Annotated in this window: 17 protein-coding genes; 11 read left to right on the forward strand and 6 right to left on the reverse strand. The window is 35.9% G+C overall.

The features are described 5' to 3' along the window. Positions 1–7: 7 nt before the first annotated feature. Positions 8–1,066 carry a sporulation integral membrane protein YtvI gene (gene ytvI / locus JCM9157_RS03890; protein ID WP_035662377.1) on the reverse strand — a complete coding sequence of 353 codons (1,059 nt, stop codon included), beginning with the start codon at positions 1,064–1,066 and terminating at the stop codon, positions 8–10. 163 nt (positions 1,067–1,229) lie between these two features. On the opposite strand from ytvI, the gene JCM9157_RS03895 reads away from it, so the two are divergent. Next, positions 1,230–1,673, forward strand: a complete 444-nt coding sequence (locus JCM9157_RS03895) for a TcaA NTF2-like domain-containing protein (protein WP_035662378.1) — start codon at positions 1,230–1,232, stop codon at positions 1,671–1,673. Between the two features lie 32 nt (positions 1,674–1,705). Here JCM9157_RS03895 and JCM9157_RS03900 read toward each other — a convergent pair whose 3' ends face one another. Beyond that, positions 1,706–2,056: a YugN family protein gene (locus JCM9157_RS03900; RefSeq protein WP_035662379.1), complete on the reverse strand. Its 351-nt coding sequence runs from the start codon at positions 2,054–2,056 to the stop codon at positions 1,706–1,708. A 275-nt stretch (positions 2,057–2,331) separates the two neighbouring features. On the opposite strand from JCM9157_RS03900, the gene JCM9157_RS03905 reads away from it, so the two are divergent. Next, positions 2,332–3,411, forward strand: a complete 1,080-nt coding sequence (locus JCM9157_RS03905; RefSeq protein ID WP_035662382.1) for a CAP domain-containing protein — start codon at positions 2,332–2,334, stop codon at positions 3,409–3,411. Between the two features lie 41 nt (positions 3,412–3,452). Here JCM9157_RS03905 and JCM9157_RS03910 read toward each other — a convergent pair whose 3' ends face one another. Beyond that, on the reverse strand, positions 3,453–3,953 hold the full coding sequence (locus JCM9157_RS03910) for a PaaI family thioesterase (RefSeq protein ID WP_035662384.1): 501 nt from the start codon (positions 3,951–3,953) through the stop codon (positions 3,453–3,455). 147 nt (positions 3,954–4,100) lie between these two features. Here JCM9157_RS03910 and JCM9157_RS03915 point away from each other — a divergent pair, with 147 nt between their 5' ends. The 3 genes from JCM9157_RS03915 to JCM9157_RS03925 all read left to right on the forward strand — a co-directional run bounded on the left by JCM9157_RS03915 (position 4,101) and on the right by JCM9157_RS03925 (position 5,329). Continuing rightward, positions 4,101–4,547, forward strand: coding sequence for a YlbD family protein (locus tag JCM9157_RS03915; protein WP_035662386.1), 447 nt, complete (start codon positions 4,101–4,103; stop codon positions 4,545–4,547). Between the two features lie 14 nt (positions 4,548–4,561). Next, positions 4,562–4,819 carry a YlbE-like family protein gene (locus JCM9157_RS03920; RefSeq protein WP_035662388.1) on the forward strand — a complete coding sequence of 86 codons (258 nt, stop codon included), beginning with the start codon at positions 4,562–4,564 and terminating at the stop codon, positions 4,817–4,819. Between the two features lie 87 nt (positions 4,820–4,906). Continuing rightward, complete coding sequence (locus JCM9157_RS03925) at positions 4,907–5,329, forward strand: hypothetical protein (protein ID WP_148296802.1); 423 nt, start codon at positions 4,907–4,909, stop codon at positions 5,327–5,329. On the opposite strand, the gene JCM9157_RS03930 is transcribed toward JCM9157_RS03925, so the two are convergent. Further along, on the reverse strand, positions 5,313–6,092 hold the full coding sequence (locus tag JCM9157_RS03930; protein ID WP_035662391.1) for an ATP-grasp domain-containing protein: 780 nt from the start codon (positions 6,090–6,092) through the stop codon (positions 5,313–5,315). The two genes, JCM9157_RS03925 and JCM9157_RS03930, sit on opposite strands and share 17 nt — an antisense overlap. A 172-nt stretch (positions 6,093–6,264) precedes the next feature. On the opposite strand from JCM9157_RS03930, the gene uvsE reads away from it, so the two are divergent. Together uvsE and JCM9157_RS03940 are read left to right on the forward strand one after the other, a co-directional pair. Beyond that, positions 6,265–7,254, forward strand: a complete 990-nt coding sequence (gene uvsE, locus JCM9157_RS03935; protein WP_035662392.1) for a UV DNA damage repair endonuclease UvsE — start codon at positions 6,265–6,267, stop codon at positions 7,252–7,254. Positions 7,255–7,296: 42 nt separating this feature from the next. Further along, the gene (locus JCM9157_RS03940) at positions 7,297–7,737 is read left to right on the forward strand and encodes a YlbF/YmcA family competence regulator (RefSeq protein WP_081734034.1); all 441 of its coding nucleotides are present in this window, start codon (positions 7,297–7,299) and stop codon (positions 7,735–7,737) included. 78 nt (positions 7,738–7,815) lie between these two features. On the opposite strand, the gene JCM9157_RS03945 is transcribed toward JCM9157_RS03940, so the two are convergent. Then, a complete protein-coding gene (locus tag JCM9157_RS03945; protein WP_035662396.1) occupies positions 7,816–8,142 on the reverse strand; it encodes a hypothetical protein in 327 nt (108 codons plus the stop codon). Positions 8,143–8,268: 126 nt separating this feature from the next. Here JCM9157_RS03945 and JCM9157_RS03950 point away from each other — a divergent pair, with 126 nt between their 5' ends. Together JCM9157_RS03950 and JCM9157_RS03955 are read left to right on the forward strand one after the other, a co-directional pair. Beyond that, a complete protein-coding gene (locus JCM9157_RS03950; RefSeq protein WP_035662398.1) occupies positions 8,269–8,547 on the forward strand; it encodes a YlbG family protein in 279 nt (92 codons plus the stop codon). Between the two features lie 181 nt (positions 8,548–8,728). Further along, positions 8,729–9,967, forward strand: a complete 1,239-nt coding sequence (locus JCM9157_RS03955) for an MFS transporter (protein WP_035662399.1) — start codon at positions 8,729–8,731, stop codon at positions 9,965–9,967. A 77-nt stretch (positions 9,968–10,044) separates the two neighbouring features. Here the strand turns inward: JCM9157_RS03955 and JCM9157_RS03960 are convergent, their stop codons facing one another. Then, positions 10,045–10,434 (reverse strand): DUF7147 family protein, encoded by a 390-nt coding sequence (locus JCM9157_RS03960; RefSeq protein WP_035662400.1) that lies wholly within the window; start codon positions 10,432–10,434, stop codon positions 10,045–10,047. Positions 10,435–10,806: 372 nt separating this feature from the next. Between JCM9157_RS03960 and rsmD the strand changes: the two genes are divergently transcribed. Further along, positions 10,807–11,358, forward strand: a complete 552-nt coding sequence (rsmD, locus tag JCM9157_RS03965) for a 16S rRNA (guanine(966)-N(2))-methyltransferase RsmD (RefSeq protein WP_035662402.1) — start codon at positions 10,807–10,809, stop codon at positions 11,356–11,358. A gap of 12 nt (positions 11,359–11,370) precedes the next feature. Then, positions 11,371–11,859 carry a pantetheine-phosphate adenylyltransferase gene (gene coaD, locus JCM9157_RS03970; protein WP_035662403.1) on the forward strand — a complete coding sequence of 163 codons (489 nt, stop codon included), beginning with the start codon at positions 11,371–11,373 and terminating at the stop codon, positions 11,857–11,859. Position 11,860: the final 1 nt, after the last annotated feature.

Genomic DNA, 11,860 nt, shown 5'->3' on the forward strand with positions numbered 1-11,860 from the left:
TGCTTTTTTAGATTTTAAAGTTGAGTTTAATAATACCTGCTTCTTTTGCTGAGGTAAAAGCAATAACTATGAGAGGTCCTATTATGAAACCCATGATCCCAAATAGCATTAAACCTAAATACATTGCTATTAAAGTAGCTAATGGTGACAATCCAATCTGTTGTCCCATTACTTTAGGTTCTACTGTACGACGAATAATTAACAGGACTGCTGCGAGAATTAATAATTGAGTTCCTGTATTAACATTTCCAGCTATTAATTGAAAAATCGCCCATGGCGCTAAAATAGCTATTGAACCGATCAGTGGGATGAAATCAATAAGCCAAATGATAAATGCCATTAATAGGGCATATTCTGGGACAATAAGCAGTAGCCCTATTAAAGAGACAATAAATATGATGATACTAACTAAAAACTGAGCCTTGAAAAATCCCCATATTACGAAGCTTAATCTAGAAGTCATGAAGTTTACTTTCTCTTTTGTACGATCCGAAAGATATGAGAAAGCCTTTTTCTTTAATGAAGGTAGCTCAAGTAGAAAAAGAAATAAAGCAATTAAATAAACGATGAACGTAACTAGATAACCTGGGATACTTGTAATAATGGAAGCTACATCATTAATTAAATTTCGTTCAGCTATCGTTGTTCGAACTGTAACTAGAGTCTGGGAAACATGGTTATTTATTTCTTTTACAAGATCTGGAGGCAACATTTCATACTCTGCTTCAAGATTTCTCTGGAAATTCCACCAAGCACGATTGATATCATTTATATATTGAGGTAAATTTTCAACAATTTGTGTACCTTGTGTTATTACCTGGGTGGTCACGTAATAGCCAGTTAAGCCAATAAAAAAAACAAAAATAGTGAAAACAATCATAACGGCTATATTTCTTTTTATTTTAGCGCGTTTATGTAACGCATTTACAGCTGGTGATAAAACTAAAGCTGTAATAAAAGCTGCAATTAGCGGAAGAGATATAGGTAGTATAAAGTAAGCTAATAAAACTATTGCAATGATAGTTAGTAGAATTATGAATGTTCTTTTTGAAATTAAAGCGGCCAATTTGAGACTCCTCTCATAAAAAAATGCTACATCTATTATAGTACGAACTAAGCATAATGAACAGGCAAATGCCATAATATCCTTCAGACGTTCACACATAACAAGAGAGTTTATGATATAATCATGCGTAGTTTAAAGAAGTTGCATGATAAGGAGCGTTCTAATGAAGCGAATTTTTGTAGTCATTCTTTTTTTTATGCTTGCTGGTTGTGGGGCAGATCCTGATCAATTCACAGTAGTAGAGGGAACTGAAGCTGAAGAGGTAGAAGAATTTGTTAAGAAGTACAAGCAAAAAATGGTAGAGGCCTTTAATACTGGTGATTTTAATGAACTTGAAGCTTATCTAATAACGAATAACAGCTTCTACCATTCATTAAGACGTTATATTAGTGACTCTCATAGTGAAGGTACAACAAAGGTGTTAAATGATTTTATTGTAGAAACCGTTTATAAAGATGAAATAGATGAATATCATGTTGACGTAAAAGAAAGCGTGACTTTAATAGAATACGGTCAAGAAAAGATCGTTGAGAGAGATGTTCGTTTTGAGGTGATACGTGGTGGTACCGGTACATTACGTATTGTGACGATAAGACAAAGAAAATAAGACAGCAGGGCGTAAGCCCAACTGTCTTATTTTTATTTTACTTCTAAGTTCTTTTTCAGTAACTCTAGTTTTTTTGTACATTTATCAACGATTGCTTTAGGGAAATCTTCTCCCTCATACTCGACACCATGAGGATAATAATGTTTTCCGAGCATTGGTGTTAATAATTTTACAATGGTGTCATCTTTAGGAATATCACCTTTAACCGCAGAAGCTGGTACACGAAGGTAATAAATATCCCCTTGATTTACAATTTTGTAATCAAATGTGACTCTAGAATAATCCCATTGTCCTGCATGAATAAAACCGATTGACTCAGCAGCGTAGCGAAGTGTTTCAAATTTAATTTCTTTATTTTCTAATTCAATATGTTCAAATTTCACTGGAAACCTGCCTCCTATATCATGAATATGTACTCTACTTATGATAGTATGAAAAACAATCGGTTGCAATCTATAATAGTGAATCTTTTATGGAAATTGTCTCGTAAGTGTCTTTAACTTACCAGTTATCATTAAAAATAAAATGAATTAACAATAAAAAAGGACATGTTCGACATCATCGCTGTCTTGGCGACAGAACCTTACATAGTTGTCTAAAGGATTTTATGTTGTCTACTTCGAACTTTTTAGTAAGGAGTAAAGAGAGAGGGGTATGTATGAAAAAAACGTTTTTGTTTCTAGTCTGTATTATCATCTTAATTTCCATTGTGGCTTTTGAACAAAAGTATGAAGAGCAAATTTCACAGTGGTTTCAAGAACCAGAGGCAGTTGACTTATATGAGGAAGAAATGCCAGTTGAAGAAGTAACCTCAATCTTGGAGCCAGAGGTAGAAGAAGAGCTGTTTGTATTAGCAGAACATGAAAGATTTATTGGGTTAACGTCTCAACAAATAAAAAATGAATTTGGGGAACCAAGCCGAATAGATTTATCTGCTTATGGCTATGATTGGTGGATTTATCCTATGTCATCGACTTCTTATATGCAAATTGGTATAGCCGATAATGAAGTGGTCACCGTTTTTCTAACAGGTGAGATCAGAGAACAACCCTTTTCACTAGGAACCACATATGAAGAATTAAATGATTTTTTCCACTTTGAGAGAAACGTCGATGTAAGAACAACGAATGGAGGAATTTATCAATTTGAGTTAACAAGTGAGGATGTGTTAATGAGGCCTTTAACACAAGTAGACGGACATTGGGTGCAATTTTATTTTGATACGTACACAAACGAATTATCAAGTATTCGAATGATCAACGACGATATTTTAGTGAAACAACGTCCTTATTCTGTCTCTTATATTGGTGCAGCACCAGAGAGACCTAGTTTTTCTAGTGAGGAGTGGGAGAAGATAGAGGTAGGTAATGCAAGACAAATTTTCGATTTTACAAATGTAATTCGCGCACGGCATCAATTAGATTCATTTTTATGGGAAGAGAATGTTGCAGATGTTGCTTACCTACATAGTAAGGATATGAGTGAAAATAATTACTTCTCTCATACTTCTCCTACGTTCGGGGAAATCTCAGATCGTTTTGAAAGAGGAGAAATCCCTTTTCGACTTGCCGGGGAAAATATAGCAGCAAAATATATTGATGGTTTAGCATCGGTTGAAGGATGGTTAAATAGCGAGGGGCACCGAGTTAACCTGTTACATGAAGACTTTACTCATCTCGGGGTTGGAGTTTTTCAAGATTACTACACTCAAAATTTCCTTACGCCTTGGCAACTATAAAATGAAGAGTAGGCTGTTGAGATGACTCAACAGCCTACTTGTTATGAAGGGCGATTTATAATAAAAAAAGTTCCTGTTGCCATCGCTATAAGTTTATTTTGGTCACTATATACTTTAGCTTCTGTAACACATAGTTGTTTTCCTTGATGGGAAAGGGAAGCAACACAACGTAAAAACTTTCCCACCCCTGGTTTTATATAGTGGACATTCATTTCTGCTGTCACAGCAGCAAGATCCTGCGGTAGTGATTGATTTACCAAAGATCCCATTGCTGTATCAAGTAAGGTGGCAGTCATCCCGCCATGTACCATTTTCAATGGATTTTCAATTAAAGGTTGAATAGGTAACACGACTTCAAAGTCTCCGTTTTCAAGAAAACGTGTTTCAATTTGAGTCATTGCTGCTAAATAAGTTTTAAACTTTCCTGTGCGTTTATTCTCGAAGCCTTCAACTAAATTGAAGAGGATTTTTTTCTCTTCTTCATCAGCATCGTGGATAAAATCTTGTATTTTATGTAGTAGTTCGGTTGCTTCTATCGCCATCTCATTGGGCCTCCATTAGGTAAATTCTATGCTTTCTTATTGTATCAGGGAAGTAAGTTGTTTAGTCAACCTTGAAATCTATAGGAACGTTGGACTGGGCATTTGTGTAGTATAGAAATAAAGAGAATGAAAGGAGGATGAGGTAAGGTGAGTTCAAAACAAAACTTACATCCAACCGTTCAACAATTTAAACAGTTTATAAAAGAACACCCTCTACTTTTACAAGAAGTAAAGGAAGAACGAAAATCCTTACAAGAGCTCTTTGAGGAGTGGAGTATTTTGGGAGCAGAGAACGAACAATGGATACCTTATAAAAAAGCAACATCAAAAGAGGAGATTCCCTTGGAAAATGGCTCTAAAATCGAAAAAGAGTCTGTTAAGCAAGAAGAGACTCAAACTCAAAGTGCAACGGACGCTCTCGGTCAAATAATGGGCATTGTAAAAAGAATGAATGTTCAAGATTTACAAAATCATTTAGCACAATTCAGTTCTGTTTTGGGTAATGTACAGAATGTGATCCAATCATTTCAGAAGCCGAGTAATCCAACAAATCAAAGTCCTCAAGATCATCCATTTTCTTTTCGGCGTGATTAAAGGAGTGATAGGTAATGAGAGCAGACGTTCAGCGATTATTGTATGAACGACCCGATTTACGCTCGTATGTCCGACAACATCCGAATTGGTATCGGAAGCTTAGTAGAGATCCAAGTCAAATTTCTATGTTAGAAAAAGAAGCAAACCAATTTTATGGTAGAACATTGCCACAACGGGTCGAGAAAGTACAGAATTCTCTTGGCTTGGTGATGATGATGATGGAGATGTTGAAGATGGGACAGACAACAGGAGCCGCAGGGCCTAGTCAGTAACTGGCAGGGCCTTTTTTCCAGTTAAGGAGCATAAAGAAGCTAATAATTGGAAGACTAAAGGGAAAGTAAAGGAGGAGTGTTTTGTTGATGAAACTAGTGATCCCCATTATATTACTTGTAATGTGTGTCCCATCTCTGTGTGTTCAAGCTGCAGAATTGGAATCTTTAGAGAATGTTAAGATTGTTCCTTTACAAAGTACAGGAGTGGTGAACATTTCTCCATCTAGAAATATGGAAGTCAATTATGATAAAAAAGAAGATTGGGTTTATGTGGAGTGTTTTGTGGACGGTTTTAAATTTACAGAAAATAAAGTAGGGTCCCTCCACCAAGAAGGGGAAGGACATATTCGACTATATATAAATGATGAGCATGTCGACACGTTATTTCAACCGGCTTTTATAATTGAGAATTTGCCTGAGGGAGAACATGTCGTTAAAGTAGTAGTCGTAAAAAATGATAGATCACCTTATGACTTAGAAGAATCATTTACAGTTAAGATGGAACGATAACTTCTTGCAGGTATTGATAGATCTTTTGTTCAACTGAAACACCAAGCTGTTGAAAGCCTTGATTGCCAAATAAGGTATTAAATTCAAGAAAGTAAAACTTACCACCTGCTGAAATAACATCAAAACCAGCGTGATTGACGCCAAGGTCTCTTGCAGTTTTACGTACAAGCTCGATAGCTTCCTCAGGAATGTTATCAAAAGAAATTTGAGCTCCTTGTGCGACATTATTTCTAAAGGTATTTCGTTCATTAATCCTCCAATAAGCTGCAATAACATCATCACCAACGAAGCATACTCGTAAGTCACGGTCTATTGGTAAATATTCTTGAACATAGAAATAAGGGTTGGTCTCTGTGTATTCATTAAATTGTTTATGATCTTCAATTAAAAAAACACCTTTCCCCATCGAGTTTCGTATTTCTTTGGCTACGAAAGGAAATGGAAATTCAGCAAAAATGCGATTAATATTATCATCGTTTCGACCTAGAATCACAGTTTTAGGGACATGTTCAGGACAAACGCTCCAAAGTCCACGGGTCACTTCAATTTTATTAAAACCCATCTGGATTGATTGGATGCTAGGAAAGATTTGCTTTTTCATTCCGTAAACTAAAGCATTCACTTGCCAATTCTCTGGGAAAAGACAAACATCAGCTTCTGCAATTTTCCTTCTTTCTTCGTCTTCAAACATTCGCTCTGGTTTTACATATTTGATACCAGGCATGCCGATCGTTCGAAAGGGATTAAAAGTAACAATCTTCATTAGCTACACCTTCTTCTTATAAGCATTAAAATGGAACAAGCGTTGCGAAGTGAATGCCGTATATACGCTAGACTAGCGAATACATATTTCTAATGCTCGTACCATCATTAATTTTGATTAGTTAGTTTTTCAATTCGTGTGAATTATAGTCAAAGTTCAGGGGGAAGTCAATATGGAGCAAACATTATCACTTCGCTTAGGATATGTAGCCATGAGCGTTTTACTCTCAAATGCGTCACCTTCACAAACAATGACGGTCAAACAATTCGAACAAATTATAGATAAAGAAGCGGGGATTCGAAAGCTGGAGAGAATTGCAACTTCTAATTTGGAAAATTGCTTGAGAATTTTAAAGCATAACAAAGCTCATGAAATAGAGTTTTTCCGCTTATCATCTAGACTAGTTCCTTTAGCTAACCATCCGTTAACAGAAGGTTGGAAATACGAACGTGCTTTATCTCCATTACTTAAAGAGATCGGTGATTTTGTAAAAAAGGAAAATATGAGAATTGATTTCCACCCAGACCACTTTGTTGTACTTAATGGTCAGTCAAAAGAAATTCTACAACAATCATTACGTACATTAGTTATGCATTATAAGTTGTTAAAAGAAATGGGGATTTCTCCTATACATAGATGTGTTCTTCATGTAGGTGGGAAAAAGCAAGGAAGAGAAGAGGGGTTAGAACAGTTCATCGAAAACTTTTCAATGATTCCGGTTCCTATTCAAAAGATGATCATGATTGAAAATGATGATGTAAACTATCCAATAGAGGACGTTTTATATATAGGTGAGAAATTAAACATACCAGTTGTATTTGATTTACACCATTTTGATGTTTTACATGAGGAAGATCAGCTAAATTCCCTTTGGCAAAGAGTTGTCGCAACGTGGAAAGACAGTCCTTTACCCGTGAAAATGCATATTTCTAGTCCAAAAGAGGGGGAAACTGACCGCAGACACCATGATTACATTAATGCGGATAGATTTACAAGATTTATAACAACGATCACAGGAACTGTGGATCAATTAGATGTTATGATTGAAGCTAAGCAAAAAGACGCTGCATTACTGAGATTGTTGGAGGATCTTAAAACGATGAAGGAAATAACAGTAAAGTCACCATCTTCCATAACCGTTAAAGGTACAGTATTACCTTAATTTCCTTTTACATGTTATACTGTTTTTTAGGAGGTGAGAGTGATGCTCGCAACCATAACTACTATTGAGCTGCTAGATCACGCAAGCGAACTTGGTGAAGCAATCATTCAGTCTGAGACATATTTGGCTTATATAGAGGCAAAAGCTGACTTGAAAGCTGATAAAGAAGCTCAAGAACGAATTAGACAATTCAATATGATGAAAGATCAATATGAAGAAGTACAACGATTTGGGAAGTATCATCCTGATTATGACCAAATCTCAACTAATATACGGAAAAGCAAGAGAGAGGTTGACTTAACAGAGACAGTGGTCGCTTTCAAGAAAGCTGAAAAAGAGCTTGAATCCTTATTAAATGAAATTAGTGGTTTGATTGCTAGGTCTGTGTCTGAAACGATTAAAGTTCCAACTGGTAACCCATTTTTCGATAATATGTCATGTAGTGGTGGGTGTAGTACGGGTGGAGGCTGCGGTTGTGGCTAAAAAGCCGTTAAACGGCTTTTTACTACAAAGCTTCAGGGTTCTCTCAAGAGGTCTTTAAAGACCTTTTGAGAGAACCCTTTATTGTTGTTTTAATCTTACGCAATCTGTACAGCCGTTACCACAACAGAACAATTTCTCTTGTGGTACTTTAAAGCGAGCACGATAAACAAACGTTTGAGATTTCATACGAACGAACGAGAGGTCACATGAAAGTCTTTTACCTTTCATGGATTTAGCTGCAGCATAGCTTAAAAGGTCATTTAGTTTTTGGATTTGTATTGTTTCGCTAACAGGTGTTATATAGATAAAAGGTATACCAGTGAAAACTTGTTTAGTAACAGCCTTGATATTAGGGTCTTCATCAAGTATTGTGAGGAATTTTTCCCAGATTATATTAAGATCCATTACCCACCACCTTAGTTATTGTCCTTCTATTATAAAGCAAATGACATTGTCTAGCTAATGCTCTATTGAAGGATAGGATAGAACATGCTAGACTAAAATAAGATGAAGTAAAAGGAGACCGAAAACATGTTAGGTGCAAAGCGTCAGGGTGTTGCTGTTTGGCTCACATCTTTAAAATTTGCGAGGCAACTTCGTAGATTCGGAAATGTTCATTATGTTTCCAAAAAGATGAAATATGTTGTGTTTTATTGTGACCAAGACAAATTAGAAGAAACGGTAGAAAAGTTACAAAGCTTCACATTTGTTCGTGATGTTAAGCCTTCGATGCGTCCTTATATTGCTACAGAATATCAAAATGCAAAGCCAGATAAAGCGAAAGAATATGACTATAAGATGGGTATTTAAACTCGAATAACGGATACGGTTATTAAACCGTCCATTATTCGGGTTTTTTATTATGAAAAATGGAGGAAATGCCAACAAAGATGAGTAAATAAACCTTTTTACTTTTAAAACAAAGGTTATCACAGTTGGATATTTCGTTAAACGAAATATATAATGTAGGTATATAAAGGAAGTGGTTGTGATGACAAGTTGGAAACGAAATTTATTTATTCTAGTAATTAGTCAATTTTTCGTCATAAGTGCCATGACGATGATCATTCCGTTTTTGCCATTGTTTTTGCAGGAGTTAGGTGTAAATAATCCAGAGACTCTTGGTATTTGGGCCGGAGTAATTTTTGGAGCTAATTTTCTAACTGCTTTTTTGTTTTCTCCGTTTTGGGGACGAATGGGTGACAAATATGGTCGTAAGATGATGATCTTACGTTCAGGATTTGGTATGGCAGTGATAATTAGTTTAACAGCATTTGCTATTGGGCCAATCTCTCTTCTTCTACTAAGATTGTTAAACGGAGTTGTATCAGGTTTTATTCCAGCTTCTATTGGTTTAGTTTCGACAAATACACCGAAAGAAAAAGTAGGATATGCACTAGGAATCTTGCAATCGGGTTCTGTATCAGGAGCTATTTGCGGTCCTTTAATAGGAGGCGTATTAGCTTCGAATTTTGGGTATAGTATGGTTTTTATTATAACAGGTATCTGTATTTTTTTAGCTACCATGGTTGTTTTCTTCTTTGTGAAAGAAGAATTTACACCGATTAAGGTAAGTGAAAAAACGAGTACTCTCGCTGAATTCAAGATGATCACTGAGAAAAAGCCTGTTCTTTCTTTGTTTTTAGTTGTTTTTCTTATTCAGTTTGCCATTATGGGCGTAAACCCTCTCTTATCTTTATTTGTAGAAGAATTAACGACGCCTGAGACAGTAGCTTTTTACGCTGGTGTAGCATTATCTGTCATGGGTTTTGCTAATATGATAACTTCGCCGGTACTTGGAAAGCTTAGCGACAAAAAGGGAGCACAACATGTTCTCATTTTTTCAATGATTGGGGTGGCCGTGTTTTCGATTCCGCAAGCATTTGTAACAGACATTTGGCAATTAATTAGTTTGCGTTTTATGATAGGACTTTGTTTAGGTGGACTTTTGCCAGCTGTTAATACGCTTATTCGTATGCATGCCCCGTCTGGAATGGAAAGTAGAACATATGGGTTTTCGAACAGTGCGATGTATCTTGGAACAATGATTGGACCTATTCTAGGGGGGATCGTTGTATCAAACATTGGAGTAAGAGGATTGTTTTTTGTTTGTGCAATTGTACTTTTTATTAATGTCGGTATATTGAAAACAAAAGTAATGCCTACAGCTAATAAAACGTTTTATAAGCAAAAGCAAAAAAGAAATAAAGAGAAAATATTAACTCAATAAAACGAGCAACCAACTAGGAGGTTACCCTAGTCTCAAAATACTGACATTATGGGATAACCCCACTTTCATATTTACTATTATTGAAGAGGTGGAAGGTAGCGGTTCATTCTTAGAACACCGATTAAATATTGGTAAAAAAGCTCTTTCTCTTCAAATAAATTGGAGGATTTAACTTCTAATCTGTGAATGGGTTTTGAAAGCTCTTCAGATAATTGCTCAAATAATTGATAGCGAGCTGACTTTTTAACATCCGGATTGTGAATGCCTTCTAAGCAAACGTAAAGAGGCATCATTTTCCCAGGTGTTGCTGGTTGTAAAATAACGATAAGAGAGCTTTTTTCTTCATTATTTATTTTCGTATCAAGTCTAACAAGCATATGGACTCGCGTACGATTTGACTTAGCTATTTCAAGTAACTCATATAAGTCATTGTAACCTTCTCCAAGCAATACAAAGCGTTGAACCATTTAGAGACCTACTTTCATTAGTTGTTCGAATGAAATGTAGCATGAAACGACTTGTTTTGTCTAGAAAAAAAATCCTCGCAAGGAATTCCTTGCGAGGTGCCCATACACATACTTTGTATGTAATGAGGCTATGGGAGAGGAGAAACCGGAGGAAGAACTTATGGGGAAACGTAAGCCTTCTCCGCGGTTGTAGCAACACTTTGTGAGTGCTACTAGTTCAAGTATGGCCTCTTGCTTCTTATTTCATACGTAGAAAAAGGAAGAATTTATCAACCATTTTTAAAAAGACCAATATTCTTATTAGAATATGCTTTTTGAATGGTTTTTTGGTAGGATAAAGAAGAACTTGTTAGTAGAGGATAGGTGAAGAATTTGAGAGTCATTTCAGGTGAAAAACGTGGATTGCCGTTGAAAGCTGTACCAGGTACACAAACAAGGCCAACAACAGATAAAGTAAAAGAATCTATATTCAATATTATCGGACCTTATTTTACTGGAGGTTTAGTCCTAGATCTATATGCTGGTAGTGGGGGCTTAGGAATTGAAGCTTTAAGTCGTGGGGCGGAAAAGGCGATATTCGTTGACCAAAATAGGAAAGCTGTAGAAACCGTTAAGGGCAACTTGGAGCAATGTCAGTATACTGAAAAAGCGGAAGTCTATCGCAATGATGCAACCAGGGCTTTAAAAGCCCTTTTAAAAAGAGAGATAACATTTTCTTATATATTTCTCGATCCACCATATGCAAAACAGAATCTCGTCAATGAAATAAGCATAGTGCTCGATCATAACTTGCTTCATTCTGACGGTAAAATTGTTTGTGAACATGCTACATCTGTGTCTTTACCAGATGAAGTCGGTTTAGGCTCAAAAATACGTTCAGATACATATGGAGATACAACGATTACCATTTATACATACAAATAAAGGAGGAGTATGATGGCTAGCATTGCTGTTTGCCCAGGAAGTTTTGATCCAGTTACGTTAGGTCATATAGATATTATCACAAGAGGAGCTGCAGTTTTTGATAAGGTAATTGTTGCTGTTTTACACAATCGGAATAAACAGCCAATGTTCTCAATTGAAGAACGTGTTTCGTTACTGCAGGAAGCTACAAAAGATTTACCTAATGTTGAAATTGATTCTTTCAATGGACTATTAATTGAATACATGAAAGAAAAGAACGCCAATACAATCATTAGAGGGTTAAGAGCTGTTTCAGATTTCGAATATGAGATGCAGGCTGCCTCGATAAATAAGAAACTTGGTCCGAACATAGAAACTTTTTTTATGATGACTAATAATCATTATTCTTATCTGAGCTCGAGTATTGTAAAAGAGGTGGCTAAATATAATGCCGACGTTTCTGATATTGTACCAGAAGTGGTGGCAAAGGCTTTAAAAGAAAAGTTTCAACATACAACTTAAA

It is taken from the genome of Halalkalibacter akibai JCM 9157 (genome assembly GCF_000513135.1).
Classification (GTDB): Bacteria; Bacillota; Bacilli; order Bacillales; family Bacillaceae_D; genus Halalkalibacter; species Halalkalibacter akibai.

Coding starts and splice junctions, on each gene's coding strand:
- coaD (WP_035662403.1), top strand. CDS start 11,371: ATGGCTAGCATTGCTGTTTGCCCAGGAAGTTTTGATCCAGTTACGTTA.
- JCM9157_RS03925 (WP_148296802.1), top strand. CDS start 4,907: ATGAAACTAGTGATCCCCATTATATTACTTGTAATGTGTGTCCCATCT.
- JCM9157_RS03930 (WP_035662391.1), bottom strand. CDS start 6,092: ATGAAGATTGTTACTTTTAATCCCTTTCGAACGATCGGCATGCCTGGT.
- JCM9157_RS03950 (WP_035662398.1), top strand. CDS start 8,269: ATGTTAGGTGCAAAGCGTCAGGGTGTTGCTGTTTGGCTCACATCTTTA.
- JCM9157_RS03920 (WP_035662388.1), top strand. CDS start 4,562: ATGAGAGCAGACGTTCAGCGATTATTGTATGAACGACCCGATTTACGC.
- JCM9157_RS03955 (WP_035662399.1), top strand. CDS start 8,729: ATGACAAGTTGGAAACGAAATTTATTTATTCTAGTAATTAGTCAATTT.
- JCM9157_RS03960 (WP_035662400.1), bottom strand. CDS start 10,434: ATGGTTCAACGCTTTGTATTGCTTGGAGAAGGTTACAATGACTTATAT.
- JCM9157_RS03945 (WP_035662396.1), bottom strand. CDS start 8,142: ATGGATCTTAATATAATCTGGGAAAAATTCCTCACAATACTTGATGAA.
- JCM9157_RS03905 (WP_035662382.1), top strand. CDS start 2,332: ATGAAAAAAACGTTTTTGTTTCTAGTCTGTATTATCATCTTAATTTCC.
- JCM9157_RS03895 (WP_035662378.1), top strand. CDS start 1,230: ATGAAGCGAATTTTTGTAGTCATTCTTTTTTTTATGCTTGCTGGTTGT.
- JCM9157_RS03940 (WP_081734034.1), top strand. CDS start 7,297: ATGCTCGCAACCATAACTACTATTGAGCTGCTAGATCACGCAAGCGAA.
- uvsE (WP_035662392.1), top strand. CDS start 6,265: ATGGAGCAAACATTATCACTTCGCTTAGGATATGTAGCCATGAGCGTT.
- JCM9157_RS03910 (WP_035662384.1), bottom strand. CDS start 3,953: ATGGCGATAGAAGCAACCGAACTACTACATAAAATACAAGATTTTATC.